General features: G+C 61.3%; 9 protein-coding genes and 1 pseudogene. 4 read left to right on the forward strand and 6 right to left on the reverse strand.

The window, feature by feature from the left end:
* Window positions 1–28 precede the first annotated feature (28 nt).
* The 3 genes from nadK (at window position 29) to bamE (ending at window position 3,217) form a co-directional block, all read left to right on the forward strand.
* Window positions 29–907, forward strand: a complete 879-nt coding sequence (gene nadK, locus G6041_RS11290) for an NAD(+) kinase (protein WP_004387957.1) — start codon at window positions 29–31, stop codon at window positions 905–907.
* A gap of 86 nt (window positions 908–993) precedes the next feature.
* Window positions 994–2,655, forward strand: a complete 1,662-nt coding sequence (recN, locus tag G6041_RS11295; protein ID WP_041460402.1) for a DNA repair protein RecN — start codon at window positions 994–996, stop codon at window positions 2,653–2,655.
* Between the two features lie 217 nt (window positions 2,656–2,872).
* Entirely contained in the window at window positions 2,873–3,217 is a 345-nt protein-coding gene (gene bamE / locus G6041_RS11300) for an outer membrane protein assembly factor BamE (RefSeq protein ID WP_004387956.1), read from the forward strand.
* Window positions 3,218–3,326: 109 nt separating this feature from the next.
* Here the strand turns inward: bamE and G6041_RS11305 are convergent, their stop codons facing one another.
* Both G6041_RS11305 and G6041_RS11310 read right to left on the reverse strand, forming a co-directional pair.
* On the reverse strand, window positions 3,327–3,617 hold the full coding sequence (locus G6041_RS11305) for an RnfH family protein (protein ID WP_004387955.1): 291 nt from the start codon (window positions 3,615–3,617) through the stop codon (window positions 3,327–3,329).
* Window positions 3,607–4,044, reverse strand: a complete 438-nt coding sequence (locus tag G6041_RS11310) for a type II toxin-antitoxin system RatA family toxin (protein ID WP_007763442.1) — start codon at window positions 4,042–4,044, stop codon at window positions 3,607–3,609. Before G6041_RS11310 ends, G6041_RS11305 begins: the two co-directional genes overlap by 11 nt.
* 148 nt (window positions 4,045–4,192) lie before the next feature.
* Between G6041_RS11310 and smpB the strand changes: the two genes are divergently transcribed.
* Window positions 4,193–4,675: an SsrA-binding protein SmpB gene (smpB, locus tag G6041_RS11315; protein WP_004387953.1), complete on the forward strand. Its 483-nt coding sequence runs from the start codon at window positions 4,193–4,195 to the stop codon at window positions 4,673–4,675.
* A 221-nt stretch (window positions 4,676–4,896) separates the two neighbouring features.
* On the opposite strand, the gene G6041_RS11320 is transcribed toward smpB, so the two are convergent.
* From G6041_RS11320 to G6041_RS21320, 4 genes and pseudogenes are all read right to left on the reverse strand, one after another.
* Complete coding sequence (locus tag G6041_RS11320) at window positions 4,897–6,066, reverse strand: HlyD family efflux transporter periplasmic adaptor subunit (protein ID WP_054628650.1); 1,170 nt, start codon at window positions 6,064–6,066, stop codon at window positions 4,897–4,899.
* A gap of 9 nt (window positions 6,067–6,075) precedes the next feature.
* Window positions 6,076–8,211 carry a type I secretion system permease/ATPase gene (locus G6041_RS11325; protein WP_015386433.1) on the reverse strand — a complete coding sequence of 712 codons (2,136 nt, stop codon included), beginning with the start codon at window positions 8,209–8,211 and terminating at the stop codon, window positions 6,076–6,078.
* Between the two features lie 23 nt (window positions 8,212–8,234).
* A complete protein-coding gene (locus G6041_RS11330; protein ID WP_044599831.1) occupies window positions 8,235–9,584 on the reverse strand; it encodes a TolC family outer membrane protein in 1,350 nt (449 codons plus the stop codon).
* An 84-nt stretch (window positions 9,585–9,668) separates the two neighbouring features.
* A pseudogene (locus G6041_RS21320) lies at window positions 9,669–21,886 on the reverse strand (Ig-like domain-containing protein).
* Window positions 21,887–21,929: the final 43 nt, after the last annotated feature.

Genomic DNA, 21,929 nt, shown 5'->3' on the forward strand with positions numbered 1-21,929 from the left:
TTCCACGCCTATAAGGACGACCAGGAAAATGAATAACCATTTCAACTGCATCGGTATTGTCGGACATCCCCGCCACCCTACCGCGCTGACGACGCATGAAATGCTCTGGCGCTGGCTCTTAGATTGCGGCTACGACGTCATTATCGAGCAGCAGATAGCCGAGGAGTTAAAACTCACGGATGCCCGCACCGGGACGCTGGCGGAAATCGGCCAGCAGGCGGATCTGGCGGTCGTGGTCGGCGGGGACGGCAATATGCTCGGTGCCGCGCGCGTTCTGGCGCGCTACGATATCAGCGTCATCGGCATCAACCGCGGTAATCTCGGTTTCCTCACCGATCTCGACCCGGACAACGCCCAGCAGCAGCTGGCGGACGTGCTTGAAGGCCATTACATCCGCGAGCAGCGCTTTTTACTGGAGGCGCAGGTCTGCCAGAAAAATTGCCAGAAGCGCATCAGCACCGCCATTAATGAAGTGGTTTTACACCCCGGCAAAGTAGCGCACATGATTGAATTTGAAGTCTATATTGATGAAAAATTCGCGTTCTCTCAGCGCTCTGACGGCCTGATTATCTCAACGCCCACCGGTTCCACCGCCTATTCGCTCTCGGCAGGCGGCCCGATTCTCACGCCGTCGCTCGATGCCATCACGCTGGTGCCCATGTTCCCGCATACGCTCTCGGCACGTCCGCTGGTGATTAACAGCAGCAGCACCATTCGCCTGCGTTTTTCCAACATGCGCAGCGATCTCGAAATCAGCTGCGACAGCCAGATAGCGCTGCCTATCCAGGAAGGCGAAGATGTGTTTATACGCCGCTGCGACTACCCGCTGAACCTCATTCACCCGAAGGATTACAGCTATTTCAACACGTTAAGCTCAAAACTAGGTTGGTCAAAAAAATTATTCTGAAACCCGCATCAGCCACTTTACTGTATATAAAACCAGTTTATACTGTATGCAATTACAGCTCTGTGAGTTTATACAGGAAGGCGGCTATGCTGGCACAATTAACCATCAGTAATTTCGCTATTGTTCGTGAACTGGAAATCGACTTTAACGCCGGGATGACCGCCATCACCGGCGAAACCGGCGCCGGTAAATCCATTGCGATCGATGCGCTGGGTTTGTGTCTGGGTGGCCGTGCGGAGGGCGATATGGTGCGCGCCGGTGCCAGCCGCGCGGATCTCTGCGCCCGCTTCGCGCTGAAAGACACCCCCGCCGCGCTGCGCTGGCTGGAAGAAAACCAGCTTGAAGACGGCAGCGAGTGCCTGCTGCGCCGCGTCATCAGCAGCGATGGCCGCTCGCGCGGCTTTATCAACGGCACCGCCGTGCCGCTCTCGCAGCTGCGAGAACTCGGCCAGTTGCTGATTCAAATTCACGGTCAGCACGCCCACCAGCTTCTGCTTAAACCCGAACATCAGAAACGCCTGCTGGATGGCTATGCAGGCGAAGGCGAGCTCATGGCGCAGATGGCGCAGAGCTACCGCCAGTGGCATCAAAGCTGTCGCGATCTCGCCCTGCATCAGCAGCAAAGCCAGGAGCGCGCCGCGCGTGCTGAGTTGCTGCATTACCAGTTAAAAGAGCTCAATGAATTCAACCCGCAGCCGGGTGAGTTCGAGCAAATCGATGAAGAGTACAAACGCTTAGCCAACAGCGGGCAGCTGCTTTCTACCAGCCAGCAGGCGTTAAACCTGCTGGCCGACGCGGAAGATGCCAATCTGCAAAGCCAGCTCTACAGCGCACGCAACCTGGTGACCGAACTCGTCGGCATGGATGACAAACTCTCTGGCGTGCTGAACATGCTTGAAGAGGCCGCCATCCAGCTGAGCGAAGCCAGCGACGAACTGCGTCACTACTGCGAACGCCTGGATCTCGACCCGAACCGTCTGTATGAACTGGAACAGCGCATCTCCCGTCAAATCACGCTTGCGCGCAAGCACCATATCGCCCCGGAAGAGCTGCCCGCGTTCCACCAGAAGCTGCTTGAAGAGCAACAGCTTCTGGATGACCAGGCCGATTGCCTGGAAACGTTGACCCTGGCGGTCAACAAACACCACCAGCAGGCGCTGGCGGTAGCGCACGCGCTGCATGAAAGCCGCGTGATGTATGCGCGCGAACTGACGCAGCTCATCACCGACAGTATGCATTCGCTGTCGATGCCGCACGGCCAGTTCACCATTGACGTGCTGTTTGAAGAGCATCACCTGACAGCGGAAGGCGCGGATCGCATCGATTTCCGCGTCTCCACAAACCCAGGCCAGCCGTTGCAGCCGCTCGCAAAAGTGGCTTCCGGCGGGGAGCTTTCCCGTATCGCGCTGGCGATTCAGGTGATCACCGCCCGTAAGATGGAAACCCCGGCGCTGATTTTCGATGAAGTGGACGTGGGTATCAGCGGCCCGACCGCCGCCGTGGTGGGTAAACTGCTGCGCCAGCTGGGCGAATCCACTCAGGTGATGTGCGTTACCCACCTGCCGCAGGTCGCGGGCTGCGGGCATCACCACTTCTTTGTCAGCAAAGAGACCGATGGCGCGATGACCGAAACCCATATGCAGCCGCTGGATAAAAAAGCGCGCCTGCAGGAGCTGGCCCGTCTGCTGGGTGGCAGCGAAGTGACGCGCAATACGCTGGCGAATGCTAAAGAGCTGCTGGCGGCATAATTTTCTCTACAGCGGGGCTCTGCGCCCCGCGCTTTCGCTCAGAAAAGCAGCAACAGAAACGCATGGTGTGCTTTAATCGCTTTTTGCGCTAACTTTTTTCCTCCGCTACGGTCATAGTGAAGCGCCTTAAGGTTTTAAACTGACTGAAGGTTTATTATCATCGGCTAATTATATATGAGCCGCGTGTTGCTCGGGCCCGAAAAGGAATCTAATCACTATGCGCTGTAAAACGCTGACTGCTGCCGCAGCGGTCCTTCTCATGTTGACCGCAGGCTGTTCTACTCTGGAGCGAGTGGTTTACCGCCCCGACATAAACCAGGGTAACTACCTGACGTCTACCGACATTGCTAAAGTCCGTATTGGCATGACGCAACAGCAGGTTGCTTACGCGCTGGGCACGCCGATGATGACGGACCCGTTCGGCAGCAATACGTGGTTCTACGTTTTCCGCCAGCAGCCGGGTCACGAAGATGTCACGCAGCAGACGCTGACGCTGACCTTCAACAGCAACGGTGTGTTGACCAATATGGATAACAAGCCGAAGCTCGACGCGAAGCGTTAATCGCAGCGGATGCTGAAACGAAAAAGGTGCCTCAGGCACCTTTTTTATTGGCCGCTTTATGGCGTGAGCCAGACGGCGACATTGAGTAATGCGTTGCGAGGCTCGCCGCTTACTTTTTTGCCGCGCGTTCGGCACGCTGGCGGCGCAGCTCTTTCGGGTCGGCAATCAGCGGGCGGTAAATCTCCACACGATCGCCGTCATTTAACGTATCAGCAAGCTTAACCGGACGGCTGTAGATCCCGACCTTATTCTTTTTCAGATCGATATCTTTACGCAGCTCCAGCAGGCCGGAGGCGATAATCGCCTCTTCCACCGACGCGCCTTCGGGCAGTTTTACCTTACGCAGGTACTGTTTTTCGGGCAGGGCATACGCCACTTCCACCTGAATCTCACCCGGCACTGTAAACCTCTTTGGCGCGCTGCGAGAACGCCTGCACCATGCTGGAGGCAAGTTCTTTAAAGACCCGGCCAAACGCGAGTTCGATGAGCTTATTGGTGAATTCGAAATCGAGATTGAATTCAATCTGGCAGGCGTCTTCGGTCAGTGGCGTAAATTTCCAGCCGCCCATCAGTTTTTTGAAGGGGCCATCGACCAGATGCATCAAAATGCTCTGATTGCTGATCAGCGTATTGCGGGTGGTGAACGTCTTGCTGATGCCGGCTTTCGATACTTCCACCGCGGCCGTCATCTGGCCCGGCGACGATTCCAGCACGCGGCTTCCCACGCAGCCTGGCAGAAACTCCGGGTAGGATTTTACATCGTTCACTAACTTATACATCTGCTCAGCGCTGTAAGGCACCAGGGCAGTACGACTAATCTGGGGCATAGTATTTCCTGTGAGTCATACGACTTAGAAATAATAACATTTATCATCCATTAAACAAAAACTCGCCGGCAGACATGCTAAGATAACCCTTTTCCACCCCGGGAAAGGGGTGCGTTTTACGACCGGATTACCTATACTGAGCGGCACTATGACCAAGAAAAAAGCACACAAACCTGGCTCAGCCACCATTGCGCTTAACAAGCGCGCCCGCCATGAGTACTTCATCGAAGAAGAGTTTGAAGCAGGCCTGGCCCTTCAGGGCTGGGAAGTTAAATCCCTGCGCGCGGGGAAAGCCAACATCGGCGACAGTTACGTTATCCTCAAAGACGGCGAGGCGTATCTGTTTGGTGCCAACTTCCAGCCGCTGAACGTGGCGTCCACGCATGTGGTTTGCGACCCGACCCGCACACGTAAGCTGCTGCTTAACCAGCGCGAACTGGATAATCTGTATGGCCGCATTAACCGCGATGGGTATACCGTGGTGGCGCTGTCGCTGTACTGGAAGAACGCATGGTGCAAAGTCAAAATCGGCGTGGCGAAAGGTAAGAAGCAGCATGATAAGCGCTCCGACCTGAAAGAGCGCGAATGGCAGCTTGATAAAGCACGCATTATGAAAAACGCGGGGCGTTAAGCCTGGCGACAAAAAACCGGCAGATGCCGGTTTTTTTATGGGCGCGGTGGGTGCGCTACGCTTACCCATCCTGTATGACCATGTCGCCACGTGTTATCTTCGGTGGGTGCGCTGCGCTTACCCACCCTACAAGATGACACTATATACGCGTGTAGGGCGGGTAAGCGTAGCGCACCCGCCATCTCAATAGCGCACCTGCACCTCACTATCAGGCCGCCAACCTACCGCTCCCTTAACGCCTCTTTCACCTTATTAAGCGGCTTGATCAAATAATCGAGCACCGTTTTCTGCCCGGTTTTGATCTCTACGTTGGCAACCATCCCCGGCAGGATCGGGAAACGCTTGCCGTTGCGGTTCTTAAGCTCGGCGCTTTTGGTGCGCACATACACGCGGTAATAAAACTGATCGCGCTTTACCTCATCCAGAAGCGTGTCGGGCGAGACCATCTCCACCTCGCCTTTCAGATCGCCATAGATAGACGAATCGTATGCCGTGATCTTCACCGTCGCCGGTAACCCCGGCCGGATATAAGCGATATCGCGCGGGTTGATGCGCGTCTCGACCAGCAGTTGATCTTCCAGCGGCACGATCTCCATTAATTTACCGCCGGGCTGGAGCACGCCGCCCACCGTCGTCACCTGGATATCTTTCACCACCCCGCGCACCGGCGAAAACAGCGTAGCGCGATCGAGTTGATCCGCCTTGCCCGCCATCACCTGCAACTGCGCGTCGAGATCGGCGTTATTCTTCACCTGCTCTTCACGCGCGCGCACCGCGAACTGGTTGCGCGCGTCATCCATCTTGCCTTTCAGCTCCGCAGCCTGACGTTGCAGACGAATAACCTCCACTTCGCTGGCAGCCCCTTTCGCTACCAGCGGCTGGGTCATGCGCAGCTCCGCCATCACCAGATTGTAGGTTTTTTGCAGGTTCTCCAGCGTCTCGTTGAGATTACGACGGCGCGATTCATAAAGCTGGCGTTCGCGGGCCACCAGCGCCGGTTCGCGCATTGATTCCTCGCTAAACTGAAGCGGCTCACCGGTCAACTCCGAGCGCAGCCGCTCGCTGGACGCGCGCAGCGCCCGCGCTCTCGCCGCCGCCTCGCCGTAGTTTGACTGAAACCGCGTCGGGTCGAGCCGCGCCAGCATCTGTCCGCGCTCCACCACGTCGCCCTCATGCACCATCAGCGCGTTAACTATGCCCCCGTCCAGGCTCTCAATCACCTGCGCGCGGCTCGACGGTGTGATTTTGCCGGTACCGACCGTCACTTCATCGAGCGTGGCAAACCACGCCCAGACGAAAAACAGCACCAGCGCCGCCAGCGTCAGCCAGATAACCGACGAATAAAACCGCCCCTGGCGCGCCAGCTCTTCCTGCATCGTTAATTGGCTCATCAATGCTCCTTACGCCACCGAGGCGACATTGCTGTTACGCTGCGCCGCCTGCAAAATCGCGTCGCGCGGGCCGTCCGCCACCACTTTGCCGTTCTCCATCACCACCACGCGGTCAACCAGCGACAGCAGCGCCGGGCGGTGCGTCACCAGCACCAGCGTGCGACCGGTCAGCCACTGGTGAAGCTGACGGATGACGTAGCTTTCCAGTTGTTCGTCCATCGACGCGGTCGGCTCATCGAGCAGCACAATCTGCGGATTACGCACCAGCAGACGGCTCAGGAGCACCATCTGGCGCTGCCCCCCAGAGAGCCCTCGCCCGCCTTCGTTAATCAGCCGGTCGAGGCTTGCGGCGTCATGTTGCACCATCGAGAGCGCGCCGCTGATACGCAGCGCCTGCAACAGCTCAGCATCCGTGGCGTTGGGGTGGCCGAGCATCAGGTTCTGGCGCAGCGTGCCGAAAAAGAGTCGCGACTCCTGCGACAAAAAACCCACCTGGCGGCGCACGTCCATCGGGTCGATATGCGCGAGATCGACGCCGTCGATAATCACTTTGCCTTTACTCGCCTGCGCCTGGCCGGAGAGCAGTTTCAGCAATGTTGATTTCCCGGCGCCCACTTTGCCGAGGATCGCCACGCGCTCGCCGGGTTTGATCTCAAGCGACGGCACCAGCAGCGCCTGATCGCCTTTTTCCTTGTCGTAACTGTACTGCACATCCTGGAACTGATAGTGGCCCGCCAGCACCGGGCAGTGCGCCATCTTGCTGCCCGCTTCTTTATCGAGCGGCTTTTTCAGCAGCTCATTGAGCCCGCTCATGGCGGTTTTGGCGTGCTGCCAGCGCGAAAAGACCATCGTCAGCTGCATCAGCGGTGCCAGCGTGCGCGAGGAAAGCAGGCTGCACGCCACCAGCGTCCCGGTGGTGATTTGCCCGTCGAGCACCAGATAGCTGCCGAACACCAGCATGCCCGCGTAAGTAATTTGCTGCACCGTCGAGGCCCAGCCGCTTAAGCGCGCGCCCCAGACGCGCTGCTTCATGCCGATGTTCGCGCCCACGCTGTGCGTGTGCTCCCACTGGCGCTGAAAATAGGGCTCGGCCTGAAGCGCTTTAATATCCTCAACGCCCTCGATCGACTCCACCAGCACGGCGTTGCGGATAGCGCTCTCGCGCATCCCCTCTTTGGCCAGTTTCGCCATTGGCCACTGGATCAGAAGCCCCGGGATCACAATCAGCGGGATCGCGATAAGCGGGATCGCCACCAGTTGCCCGCCCACCAGCGCCATGATCCCAAGAAACAGCAGCACGAACGGAATATCCATCGCCGCGCCGACGGTGGTGGAGGTCAGCAGCTCGCGCACCTGATCGATTTCACGTAGCTGCGAGATAAACGATCCGGTGGATTTCGGCCGCTCGTCGTTTTTAATCGCCATCGCGCGGGCATAAAACAGCGACGACACATTGAGATCGATATGCTTGCCCATAATGTCGGAGACATGCGTGCGGGCAAGGCGGATAAAAAATTCAAACAGCGCCGCCAGCAGCACGCCGAAGAACAGCACCCACAGCGTCGGGAACGACTCCGCCGGGATCACGCGGTCATACACCTGCATTGAGAATAAAATGCCCGCGAGCGCCAGCACGTTGCCGAGAATCGACGCCAGCGAAATCTCCGCAAGTTTGCGCCCGGCATGGCGAAAGTGACGCCAGAACCAGTGCTGTTCGTAGGGGCGGGTGAAATCATCGATGCGCGCATCGCGCCCGCGGGCGGCGATACCGAGCAGCGCCACCTCCGGTTTGACGCGCTTGAGCAACTCCTCCAGCGGCTCTTCGCGCACCAGGTCACCGCCTTCGCTCAGCCAGTAGGTCACCACGCCGTCGGCGTCGATGGCTTCCAGCAGCATCAGCCCGCCCTCTTCCAGTTGTACGATGACCGGCAGCGTCTGGCTGTTCCAGCGCATCGTTTTTATCGGCGTCAGGCGAACCTGTAAGCCCATCAGCCCCGCGAGGCGGTCGAGTCGCGGTGCCAGCGGTAAATTTTCAAACCAGCGCATCTGCTGGCGTACTGCCGGCGCATCGGCAGGCAGTCCGAAGCGCCCCGCCGCGCGCGTCATGGCGCGGATCCAGCTTTCGGTATCAGGGATCTGGGACATCGCTACTCCTTAAAATGCCGCGCTCAGAGCGACGGCAGGGTATCCCCGGTCATCCGGGCGCGTTCAATGCCAAGCATATCGAGCAGGTTATCCACGGCAGCGGCGTAGCGCACCGCGGCATCCCACGCGTCATAGCGGGCGGTGATGGCGAGCGTGTCGGCCTGGAAAACGTCCTGCTCGACGCTCAGAAGATCGTTCAGGCTGCGTTTGCTGAGCCGGTATTCATCGCGGTACACCTCGCGCGCGTGTCCGGCGCTGGCGATCTGCTGCTCGCCTGCCTGCTGACGCTGCTGGGCACCGGTCAGATCGGCCCAGGCGGTAGCCGCTTTCTGGTTGATATCAAGCTTGCTCGCCTCGACATCGGCCCGCGCGCTTGCGCGGTCGCCTTCGGCCGCCTCCACGCGGGCGCTCACCGCGCCGCCCTGATAGACGGGCGCATCGACCACCAGCTGAACCTGGTCATCCCAGTAGTTGGAATTATCGTTCTGGTAACGCGTGCGCCCGGCCTGCACCGAGACCGTCGGCCAGTGCTGGGCCTGCGCCTGGCGAATGCGCTGTTCGGCGGCGAGCTGTTTGGCCTGGGCCGCACGCACCGCGTTGGTCTGTTCATACGGCAGCGATTTCAGCGTAATGGGCTGGCGCAACAGATCCTCCGGCAGATCCGGCAACGTGTCGGCCACCACGCCAGTAAGCACACTTAACGCCGCCTGCGCGGAGCGCGCCTGGGCGCGGTACTGCTCAAGTGTGGCGTTCATCCCGGCGATGCGGCTTTGCGCCTGTAACACATCAGACTGCGTACTGAGCCCGGCCTCAGAGCGTAAATCCGCCATGCTCTGTACCGAACGCAGCGACTCAAGATTGCGCTCGGCGGCCGCCGCGAGGCTCTGATAGCGGCGCACCTGTAAATATGCCTGCAGCGTCTGCATTCCGACCTGATTCAGGGTGTCGTAGAGTTGAAAGCGGTAGGCTTCGGAGAGATTTTCCTGCTCGTCAATACTGCCGCCGGTTTTGCCGAAATCGTAAATCAGCTGTTTGAGGTTCACGCCGCCTGCGGCGTTACTGTTGAGAGAGCCTGAAGAGTCGGTACGGTGGTTTCGCCCGACATTGCCCTGTAAGGAGATTTGCGGAAACCAGGCGCTCTGCGCCTCTTCCAGATTGGCTTTGCCGACGCGGATTTGCGCCGCGGCCTGTGCGATTTTGGGGTTACGCGCGAAGGCGCGAAGTATGGCTTCTTTTATCGTAAGCTGCGCCTGTAGCTGCTCGCTGGGAGCGGTCTGCCAGGCGAATTCCTCCTGTGAAACGGCGGGAAAACTGACAAGGGCAGCGGCCAGCAGCAATGCCAGCCGCCTGTAGCGCATTGTGTTGTTGTACATCCAGTTCCACCTTATGACGCCGTCTGCGCGGCTGGTGATATTGTTAAGATGACGAAGGCGCCTCCTCCCTGAGGCGCCGTGGCGTTAGACCATATTGACGTGCAATCCGTGCTGGATCAGGACATCCCCCAACGTGTTGGTTTGCGAGCTGTTATGCCAGACATCAAACTGCACGCCGTCCACTTCGCGCTGTCCGCTCACTTCCCAGATATCGCTGCCGCCTTTCACCAGATTGACCTGATCCCCGTTCACGCCTTTGACGATCAGATCGTCTTCCGGCTTGTCGGTGATGGTCAGCGCCTGGTGCAGATCCAGCGTCAGGCTGTTGGTGCCGGACTTACCGAGATCGAAGATCTCGATGTGCTGAACCTGTCCGCTCAGCGCCGTCAGGTCGAGTTTGAGATTGACGCCATCGATAACCAGGGTGTCGGTCCCCGCGCCGCCGTCGAGCGACGCAAAGCCAAGCGAGGCGAGATGAATCGTGTCGCTGCCGCTACTGCCCTGCACCGACTCGCCGCTCTGGCTGGTGCCATCGGCGAGATCGATGCTGACCCCGCCGATAGTATAGCCACCCGCTACGCTGCTGCTGTCTTCCGCCACGGTGGAACCGCTATCACTGTTTGTTTCTGTGATCGCGCCAACAGCGGCGATTTTCGCGGTCACCGCAGACTGCTGGCTGTCGGCTGTCGTCGCGGTCTGACTGGTCTCATCAGCCAGCGCGAACAGCGAGGCCTCATGCTCGACGCTCGCGGCCGCAAACGTGGCTGGCGGCGTGGTGGAGATAATCTGCCCGCCGAGCCCGACGTTGAGGTACCCGGTATTGCCCGCCACATCGGTGGCGTAAATATTCAGCACGCTGGAGAGCGACAGCAGTTGCAGAATATTCAGCCCCAGGCCGAGGTTTGCTGACCAGTTGCCATTGCTGTCGGTAATAGCCGTGGTATTGACCGTCCCGTTCAGCAGTGACAGATGCACCACCGAGCCCGGCGCCAGGTTAGCGGAGCCGCCGCGCAGCGTCAGGCCTGTTGAGAGCAGCGCCAGCGGGTTAAGGCTGGTCAGCGGGTTGAACGTCAGCGTCGGCGTGGTGAGTTTCACCGTCACGTCGCTGCTGGTGCTGTTGACGTTGCCCACTTTATCCGTCACCGAGACACCCACTTTCAGCGCGCCGTTGGACAGCCCATCCAGAATCGAGCTGCTGACCGGCAGCGACCAGGTGCCGTCGCTCGCCACCGTCGCGTTATAGGTGTTTGTGCCAAGCGTCACTTTCACCGTCGCGCCATCCGCCGCGCCGGTGATTTTCCCGCTGATCGTCTGGCCGCTGCCCGCCTCGCTAACGTTCAGATAGCCATCGTTACCAAACAGCGAGGTGAGCGACACCGTCGGCAGCGAATGGGTAATGACATTCAGCACGCCGCTGGTGTTAGCGCTGTTGCCCGCCGGGTTGGTCACGCTCGCGTTCACCGTCAGCGTGCCGTCGAGCAGCCCGCTGAGGTCGGTTTTCGGCACCGACAGCTGCCAGGTACCGTCATTACCGACGGTGGTGACGTAATTTTTACCGCCAAGCGACACCGTGACCTGCGAGCCGACAGCGTTGGTGCTGGTGCCGGAAATGGTCTGGGCGCTCAGGATATCGGTGGCGTTAAGGCCGTTATCGCCAAACAGCGAGGTAATGGCGAGCGTCGGCAGCGCGCCGATATTCACCGTCAGCCCGTTACTACCGCTGGCGGTATTACCTGCCGCGTCGCGCGCCGTCACGGTGACGTTAAGCGGGCCGTCGGTCAGCCCCTGCAGAGAGGTGGTTGGCACCGACACCTGCCAGGTGCCGTCGGCGCGCACCGTGGTGTTAAACGTCAGCGCGCCCAGTTTGACCGTCAGTGCGCTACCCGCCGCCAGGTTAGTGGCGGTGCCGCTGATAAGCTGCGGGCTTAACAGATCGCTGAGGCTCAGAATGCCATCCCCAAAGATGGGGTTGACCGCCACCTGCGGCAGCGCCTGAACAATCGCATTCACTATCTGCGAGCCGGTCGCCACGTTGCCGACCGGGTCAGTAACGCTGGCGCTGACCGTCAGCGTGCCGTCCTGGAGGCCTTTCAGCGTTGCCGCCGGTACATTCACCGACCAGGCACCGTTACTAATCGCCGCCGTGAAGGTGCTGCCCCCACGTTAAGCGTGACCGTACCGCTCGCGAGGTTGCTGGTGCCGCTGATAACCTGCCCCGCGTTCGCCTCCGCCGCGTTCAGCCAGCCGTCGCCGCCAAACAGCGTATTGATGGCGACCGTCGGCAGCGTGGTGATGCCCACGACCACCGGCGTTCCGTTGACCGTCGTGGTATTGCCGTCCGGCGTAGTGATGGTGACGCGCGGCGTCAGCGAGCCCTCCGCCAGCGAGGCGAGATCGGTCGGGTTAAGCTGGATAGTAAAGCGCCCGCCTGTGCCCACCGTGCCGGTAAAGGTGCGCGCGCCCAGCGCTACGGAGACGCTGGAGCCTGCCGTCGCGTTGGTGACGACGCCTGAAATGGTCTGGCTGACCAGCGCGTCAGCGGCGTTCAGCAGCCCGTCGCCAAAGACCGAGAGCGACGAGAGCGCCGGTGCCAGCAGATCCAGCGTCAGCGAGCCCGTCGCCGAGGCCGAGTTGCCGTTAACGTCAGAGGCGGTCACGGTTACCGTCTGGTTTCCGGTCGCTATTCCTGTTAACGCGCTCTGCACGGCCTCCGGCAGGTTGACGCTCCAGACGCCGTTCGGGCCGACCGTCGCCGTAAAGGCTGGCGTACTGCCAATCTGAATGGTCAGCGTCTGCCCGGCGAGGCCGGTGGTGGTGCCGCTCAGCGTGCCCTGCAACAGCTCAGGAATACTCAGCGTACCGTCGCCGAACAGCGAGCCGATATTAATCGTCGGCAGGTTATTAATGGCGACGTTAAAGGTCGCGCCGGTGGTGTTGACGTTACCCGCGTTATCGGTGACCACCACCTGCAACGCGGCCTGGCCATCCGGCAGCGCGCCAAGCAGTGTTGAGGGCAGCGTCGCCGTCCAGCGTCCGGTGTCATCCACTACCGCCGTCAGGCGCTGCCCTGCGAAGTTAACGATAATCGACGAGACATTTTCCGCGTTGCTGACGACGCCGCTGATGGTCTGGTTAACCGTACTTTCAGCAAAGTTAATCAGGTTATCGGTGCCCACCAGCACCTGGCTTACCACCGGTACGTCGGTCAGCGCCAGGTTGATATCGATAATCTTATTCGTGACGTTGCCGAAGGCGTCGGTGACGTTGAGCTGCACCTGCAGCGTGTTATCGACAATGCCCTGCCAGAGGCTTGGCGGGAAGTCGACCGAAATGCGCCCGTCGCCGCCCACCAGCGCGTTTAGCGGAATGTTGACATCGGTGCCGACCAGCGTCGCCGTCACCGTCGCGCCGCGATAGTCACCGCTCAGTTGCCCCGTCAGCGTCTGGGTGACCAGCGATTCCGCCACGTTCAGGATGCCGTCGCCGCCGAACAGATCGTCCACCAGCACGCCAAACCCTTTATTCAACGCCACGTTCAGCGCCACGTTATTGGTGGACGTGTTGCCCTGCGCGTCGGTGGAGGAGATGTTGATCACCTGCGCACCGTCGGTGAGCGTAGTGAGATCGAGCTGCGGGAAGGTGTATTGCCAGTTGCCGTTCTGATCCACGGTGGCGGTTTCGGTCAACGGCCCGAGACGGAGCGTCACCGTCTGGCCCGGCTCGCCGGTGCCCTGCAAAAGCAGCCCGCCCGCCGCGTTCACGGTGTTGAGCACCGCAGGCACGCCCGCGGCGTCCACCGTCAGCAGCGGCCCGGTGGTATCCAGCGTAATGTTGCGGGTGTCGGTATCCACGTTGCCCGCGGCGTCGGTAAGCGTCGCCGTCACCGGGTAAGTGCCATCGGAAAGCCCGTTAAGCGCGCTTTGCGGTACGGTGACGCTCCATGCGCCATCCGCGCCCACCACGGCATAGTAGGTTTCGCCGTTAAAGGTGACCGTGACCTGCCGCCCCGCCTCGGAGGTGCTGGCGGTGCCATTGAGCACCAGCGGCTGGCTGGCTTCGGAGGCGTCAATCACGTTATCACCCGCAATAGTACCCACGGTCACCACCGGCGGTACGGTATCGAGCGTGACGGTGACGTTGGTCGTGGCAGGCGTGCCGCCATCGGTCGTCGCAACGATGGTGTAATTGCCCTGGTTCGGGAACTGCGTGGCGGGCACATCCAGCGACCAGCTGCCATCCGGCTGAACGGTCGCCGTGCCGACGGCGGTGCCGTTGATCTGCACGGTCACCTGCGAGACGCCGCCTAGCGTGGTGCCGGAAATCGTCACCGCATCGCCCAGCTCGCCCGCGTTGATGATGTTATCGCCCGCCACCGGATTAATGGCGACGGCCACCGCAGGCGGCGTGGTGTCGATATCCACGTTTACCGCAGGCGCGCTCGCCACGTTGCCCGCTTTATCGATGACGGTAGCGGTGATCTGCTCGGGGCCGTTAGCCAGCGTCGCCAGCTGTGCGGGTGAGAGCTGAAGCGACCAGGTATTGCCGTTCTGCACCGTGGTAGTAAAGGTCTGGCCCGCCAGCGTCACCGTGATGGTCTGCCCCGGTTCGATATTCGTGACCGTCCCGGTGATGGTCTGCGTCTGCTGGCTCTCCGCCCCGCTCAGGCCGTCGCCGCCAAACGGCGCGTCGATAGTGAGCGTCGGCGCGGCAAGCGATACATAGAGCGGCGCGGTGGTGGTCGCGGTATTGCCCGCGCCGTCCGTCAGGCTCACGTTCACCGATTGCAGGCCGTTCGGCACGCTCGTCCAGTCGGCGGCTGTCAGGCTCAGCGTCCAGGTGTTGTCGATGACGGTGACGCGGTCAGGCCCGAAGGTTTTGTTGCCGATGGTCACGGAGATCTTGCTGCCATCCGGGAGATCGCTTGTCAGCGTGCCGCTAATGGTACTGGTAGCGCCCGCCTCGGCGATATTCACATAACCGTCGCCAAACAGCGGCTGGGTCAGCGCCACCTGCGGCGGGGTCAGCGCGGCCTGGAACGGCACATCAATACTCTGGCTGTTGCCGAAGTTATCCTGCGCCACAATGGTCAGCGTATGCTGGCCCGGTGACAGCCCGGAGAGCGCACCCGCCGGCAACGGCAACGACCAGTTGCCTGCGCTGTCCACATTCGCCACATAGGTGGTGCCGTTAACGTCGATAGTGACCGTCACATACTGGTTATCGCCCGTAACGCCGGTGGTGCCGGTAAGCGTCAGCGGCCCGTTGGCTTCGCTGATATTCAGAATGGCGTTATCGCTAAACAGCGTGGTCGCGGCAGGCGTCGGCAGCTGGGTCTCGACCTGGAACGAACCGGGCGCGCTGTCGGTATTGCCGTAAGCGTCGCTCACGTTAACCTGGAAGTTTTGCGTGCTGCCAGGGATAAGGCCGGTAAACGCGGAAGGCGGCAGCGAGACCGACCAGTCGCCATTTTCAAGCACCGTCCCGGTGTAGGTGGTGCCGTTCAGTACAATTTCTACCGTCTGGCCAGCGCCGCTGACGCCGGTGCTACCGATGATCGTCTGGGCTACAGCCGCTTCGGCGTTATTGAGCGCACCGTCGATAAACGGCGTGTTGAGGGTGGCGTCCGGCACCGCGTTAATGCGCGCGTCAAAACTGGTGGTGCCGGTATTGGTATTGCCTGCCGTATCGGTGACGATCACGGTAATGGGGATGGTGCCGTCCGGCAGTGCCTGGAGTTGTGCAGGCGTCAGCGGCAGCGACCAGTTACCGTCAGCATCGACGGTGGCCTGTACCATCGCGCCGTTATTGAGGCTTACCATCACGGTACCGATGCGATCGGCCGGCAGGCCGGTCGTTCCGTTGAGCGTAGCGCCAGCCGCGGCTTCACTAGCATTAAGAATGCCATCGGTAAACGGCTCCGTGACCACCGGCGTCGGGAGCGGATCGGCGTAGACGGTAAAGGTGGCTTCCGGGCTGGTGGCCGTGTTGCCTGCACGGTCAGACACCGTGACAGAAATCGTGTGACTGCCATCCGCCAGCGCGCTTAACTGCGCAGGCGTCAGCGACACCGTCCAGTTACCGTTGTTATCGACAGTGCCGGTAATCGGCTGGCCGCCGTCGATGCTTATCTGCACCGTCTGGCCTGCGCCCGTCAGCCCGGTAGTACCGGTCAGCTGCTGCCCGAGCGCCGCTTCACTCTGGTTGACTGTTCCGTCGCCAAAAAGCAGATCCGGCACGGCCGCGGTCGGCGGCGTGCGCAACACATCCACCGCCACGCCTGCCGTCGCCGGGTTGCCGTATTGATCCTGCGCGGTAACGGTCAGCGTGTACTGGCCGTTTTGCAGCGCGTCCAGCGCGTCGGCGCCCGCGGTAATCTGCCATGCGCCGCCTGCGCCCACCGTGCCGTTAAGCGTAATGCCACCAAGGGTGATCGTAATCGGCGTGCCTTCCGGAAGGCCGGTCGAGGTGCCGCTGATGACGCCGCCGTTCTGGATTTCGCTCAGGTTAATCAGGCCGTCGGTGAACACAGTGCCTATCGCGAGCGTCGGTACAGTGTCGTTGCCGACCGTGACCGGCAGCGGCACCGTGCTGGTGTTGCCGGTCGGCGTGGTGACGGTCAGCGTCAGATCCTGTGGGCCGTTATCCAGCGCCTGTAACTGCGCCGCCGGAATGGTGATGCTCCAGGTGCCGTCAGTGCCCGCTACGGTGGTCAGGGTCTGGGTGCCTACCACCAACTGAACGGTGGCGCCCGCCGTCGTGGTGCCACCGAGCGTCTGATCGGTGAGCGATTCAGTGATAGTCAAAAAGCCATCTTCCAGGAAGCTGCCCCCGTTGATATCCGTCGCAGGCGCGGTGGTATCAACCGTGACGGAACTGCTGTCGGTCGCCGTGTTCTGCGCCGCGTCGCGCGCGGTTGCCGTCACGGTGTAATCGCCATTCTGGAGGCCTGCCAGCGCCGACGCGGGCACCGTCACGCTCCACTGGCCGTTTGCGCCGGTGGTGCCGGTATAAGTCACATTGTTAAACACGACGCTGACGATGGTGCCCGGCGCAAGGTTGGTGGAGGTACCGGTAATATCGAGCGGCTGCCCGCTCTCCTGGCTGTTGATGATGTCATCGCCTGCGATGGCGTTCAGCGTCACTTGCGGCTGCGAGCCCGGCTGGGCTGCGAAGGTCACCGGGTACTGCACAAACGCCTGGTTGCCCGAGGCGTCGGTGACCGTTACGCCAATCGTCTGCTGCCCGTCAGCCACCTGCGCCAGCGCCGTGGCGGGCACGGTCACGCTCCAGGTGCCGTTCGGCTGCACCTCGCCCGTGTAGGTCTGCCCGTTGAGGGTAACGGTCACCGTCTGGCCCGGTTCCACGCGCGTCGTGGTGCCGGTAATTTGCAGCGGCGACTGCGCCTCCGTGGCGTTGATAAAGTTATCGGTCGCGACGGTATTCACCGCCACCAGCGGCGCGTTGGCCTGCGACGCATCCAGCGTCAGCGAGACTTTTTCGCTTGAGGTATTGCCCGCCGCATCGCTGACCGTCGCCGTCACGCTGACCGGGCCATCCGGCAGCGTGGTGAGCGCGCCCGCAGGCAGCGTCACGCTCCAGGTGCCATCGCTCTGTACCAGCGCGCTGTAGCTCTGGCCGCCGATCTGTACCACGACCGTTTGCGGATTTTGCGGATCGTATGGCGTTGCGCTGCCGCTGATGGTGAGCGGCTGCGCCGCCTCAGTGGCGTTAACGATGTTATCGGCCGTGATGTCGTTCACGGTCAGTACCGGTGCAGTCAAATCGACGGTTACCGTACTTTGCGAGGTGTTCTGGTTGCCCACCGCGTCGGTCGCGGTCACGACCAGCGGTGTGGTGCCTTCCGTAAGCCCCTGCAGGGCAGACGGCGGCAGCGTGACCGACCAGTTGCCGCTGCTGTCCACCACGGCGTTATAGGTGTTACCGCCAAGCTGTACCGTAACGGTCTGCCCCGCGCCCGTCACGCCAGTGGTGCCGCTGAGCGCGCCGCCCGCGCTGACTTCAGCGGCGCTGATAATGCCGTCGGTAAACGGCGTGTTCAGCGTGACTTCCGGCAGGTCGGTGGTGATTATCGTAAAGCTCTGGCTACCGGAGATGACGGCACCGTTTTCATCCGTACCGGAGACGGTCAGCGTCGCTTTACCGTCGCTGATATCCAGCGCGTCGGCGCGCGGTATGGTAACGCTCCAGCTGCCGTCAGCGCCCGTGGTGGCCGTGTATTGTTTACCGTTAAGCGTAATGGTGAGCGTGGTTTGCGGCGCGAAGTTCACGCTGCTGCCGCTCAGCACCAGGCCGCCTGCGATATCATCAAGCGAGACGCGGTTATCGCCGGTCACTGGCGACACCGTCAGCGCGCTGATATCGGTGTTGACGCTAAAGCCGCGATCGAGGCTTGCGCTGTTGCCTGCCGCGTCGCTCACGACTGCTGTTACGGTGTAAGCGCCGTTGGCAAGGCCTGCCAGGGCGTCAGCGGGCAGGTTAACTTCCCAGCGCCCGGCGGAATCCACCACGCCAGTGAAAGTGTCATTGCCGAGCGTGATGGTGACGGTCTGCCCCGCCGTGACGTTAGTGGCGGTGCCGCTCAGCGTCACGCCGCTTGCGCGTTCGCCCGCGTCAATCACGCCGTCACCGCCCACCGGATCGATGGTCAGCAGCGGCGCGCGCGCCGGATCCACCGCGACGGTAATCGGCTTCGTGGCGGTTGAGCTGTTCCCTGCGGCATCGGTGACCGTGACGCTAAACTGCGCCTGGCCGTTCGGCAGCGCCTGCAGATCCGCCGCCGGAATATTCACCGACCATTCGCCGTTCGCGCCGGTCACCGTGGTGTTATACGTTTTGCCGTTCAGCGTGACGACGATAGCATCGCCCTGCGCTGCGCCCGTGGCGACGCCGGAGAACGCCTGCGCCTGGCCCGCTTCAGTGATATTCAGCGCGTCATCCTGCGCGAACGGGTTGATCGTTAGCGCCGGCGCGTCAACATCGACGGTAAAATCGGTGGTGGTGGTCTGGCTGTTACCTGCGGCGTCGCGCACGACGATTTGCAGCGGCACCGGTGAATCATTGCCGGTCAGTGAATCCAGCGCGCCGGACGGCAGTGTGACCGACCAGTTACCGTTCGCATCCACCGTCCCCTGATACGCCTGACCGTTAAGCGTGACCGTCACCGACTGGCCCGCGCCCGCAACGCCGGTAGAGCCGGTCAGTACCTGATCCACGCCCGCTTCGGCCTGGCTTAAGGTGCCATCGGTAAACAGCGGATCGATCGTGGTATCCGGCAGGTTGTTGATGATGACAGTGAGCGTGTGGCTGTCGCTGACGCCGCCCTGCTGCGCGGTGGCGGTCACTTCATAAGTACCGTCCTCCAGCCCCTGCAAAGCTGCCGCCGGTACGGTGGTCTGCCAGTTGCCGCTGGCGTCTACCGTCGCGGTGTAGGTGATACCGTTGAGCGTGACGGTGATTTCGGTATTGGTAGGAAGCCCGGCGCTGGTGCCGCGGATCGTCAGCGGTGAATCCGCTTCTGTGCGGTTAATAAAATCGTCGTCGGCGATAATGCTGATAGCGACGCCGGACGCTGCGGTATCGACCGTGATCGGTGCCTGTATCGTCGTCGTCTGATTCCAGGTATCGGTGACGCTCACCTGAATGTTGTTATCGCCATTCGCCAGCCCTTGCAGCACGACCGCCGGCACATCCACGCGCCAGTTGCCCGCCGCGTCTACCGTCGCCGTGGTGTTCCATGCGCCAATCGCAACGGTAACCACGCTGCCCGGCTCGGCGTTGGTGACGCTGCCCTGCAACGGCTGCGCGGTTTTGATCTCCGCCGCATCCAGCGCGTTATCGCCGGTAAATGGCGTGACGGTAACGGAGGGCAGCGCGGTTTTCACGTTCAGCGAATCGGTAATCTGGGCGGTGTTGCCCGCCGCGTCGGTGGTCGTGACCACAATTGGGTTAGCACCAGGCGACAGATTGCCGAGATCGGCGGCAGGCAGCGTTACCTGCCAGTTGCCGTCGCTGCCGGTGGTGGTGGTGTAGGTTTTGCCATTGAGCGTGACGGTGACCGTCTGCCCCGCTTCCGAGCTGTTGCCGGAAAGCACCTGACTGGTTGTCAGCTCCTGCGCGTTCAGCTTGCCGTCATCGGTCACCGCATAGAGCGAGAGCGCCGGCGGCGTGGTGTCGATGTTCACACTTGATGTGGCGCTGGCGCTGTTGCCCGCGCCGTCCGTTGCGGTCACCACGATAGGCGTCTGCCCCGGCGGCAGCGCCTGAAGCTGTGAGGCCGGGATAGTCACGCTCCAGCCGCCGTCGGTGCCTGCGGTGGTGGTGTAGGTCTGGTTGCCAATCTGAACGGTGACCGTCTGGCCGCTGCCGCTCACGCCCGTATTGCCGCTGAGCGTCTGGTTCTGCTGCAAATCCGCCGCGCTCAGCGCGCCATCACCAAATGGCGTGACGATAGTGGGCGCGGGCAGATCGTTGATTTCAACGTTGATGACACGGTCTGTTGTGGCGGTAGTACTCCCGGAGGTGACTGTCGCCGTCACGGTACGCGGACCATCCGGCAGCGTGGCCAGATCGGCTGGCGGGATCAGCACGCTCCAGTTACCGGCGCTGTCCAGCACGGCGGTGTAGGTTTTATCGTTAAACGTGACGGTCACCTGCGCACCAGGGCCGGTCACGGTTGTAAAACCGCGGATTTCCAGCGGCTGGGTAGCCTCCGCCGCGTTGAGATAGTCATCGGTCGAGAGAATGGCGATGGAGACGGACGGAACGGTGCGATCCACCGTCAGCGTGTCGGTAACGGTGAGCGGCGCGCCGGTGCCGTTGGGCACGCTGACGGTGAGCGTCGCGCTGCCGTTGGCCAGCGCCTGGAGATCGCCGCTCGGGATAGTCACCTGCCAGGAACCATCGCCGCCGACAGTCGCGTAATAGTTCTGGCCATTCAGCGTCACCGTCACCACAGTGCCCGCCGCGATGTTTTGCGTGGTGCCGCTGAGGATTTGATCGGTGGCGAGTTCTGCCCCATTCAGCACGTTATCGCCCGTGAAATCATCCACCGCCAGCACAGGCCGGTCAAAGTTGACGGTAAAGCGTGTTTCGTTGGTGGTGGTGTTGCCCGCCAGATCGGTGATGCTCACACTGAGCACATACTGCTGCCCGTTCTGCAACGCCAGCAGATCCGCAGACGGAATGGCGGCCTGCCAGCTGCCGTCTGCGCCAACCGTGGCGGTGTACGTTTTGCCGTTCAGCGTGATGGTGACCGTCTGCCCCTCTTCCGCGACGCCAGTCGAGCCGCGCAGGATCTGAGTGGTGGAAGCCTGTTCACCGCCGAGCACGCCGTCGGTAAACGGGGTGAGTTGAAGGGTGGGCGCGACAGTATCGACGTTGATATCAGCCGTCTGGGTTACCGTGTTGCCGTTGACGTCAACGAGCGTCACGGTGATGGTGTTGAGCCCCTGCGGCAACGCCTGCAGCGCGCTGGCGGGCAGCGTCACGCTCCAGCTGCCATCCGCCCCGACAACGCCGGTGTAAGTGTTACCGTTAAGCGTGACGGTAATCGTGCGGCCCGCGTTAGCGGCATCTACCGTGCCGCTAATGACCTGGTTTTGCAGAACTTCGCTGCCGTTTAAGATGTTGTCATCGGTAAGCGGATCGAGCGCGATTTCTGCCGGGTCCGGGGTTTCTCCGCCGCCGTTGTCACCGCCGCCATTATCACCACCGCCGTTGTCGCCGCCGCCGTTATCACCGCCACCATTGTCGCCACCGCCGTTATCGCCGCCGCCGTTGTTGTTATCATCGTTGCCGCCGCCGCCACCGCCGCTGTTGCTGGCGGCGATCGCCACACCGGCGATACCGCCAATCGCCGCAATGCCGCCCAGCGCCTGCAGCGTGGTCAGCCCCTCAGCGCCGGTGAGCGCGCCAAGCGTCGTATCAGCCATTGTGGGTGTAATCGCTTCTGCAACCGCCGGACCCGCTTCAGAGGCGAACGGGAACAACGCGTGGTGTACGCCTTTGTCATCCTCAAAAATCAGTTCGCTGTGCTGACCTTCCGCGTCGAGATGGAAAAAGTTCTGGTAGCGTACCGTTGTCCCGTCTTTCATATGGACAATCAGGTCATTTCCTTGCCGCTCATAAAAATTAACCGTTTCAGGAGAAGCATTTATTCGCACAATGCTGGTCTGGGATAAATTGACCACCCGATCTGCGTTCTCTGAATAATGGGTTATCACTTTTCCCGTATCCTGATTAAGTATATCTACGGTAGGCGAAAGACTATTTTGAACGGCCATTCTTCATTTCCTCTGACTGGGGAAGCACACAGCCCTGCACAAG

Source organism: Cronobacter sp. HA18003 (assembly GCF_011605905.1).
In the GTDB taxonomy this organism is placed as follows: domain Bacteria; phylum Pseudomonadota; class Gammaproteobacteria; order Enterobacterales; family Enterobacteriaceae; genus Cronobacter; species Cronobacter sakazakii.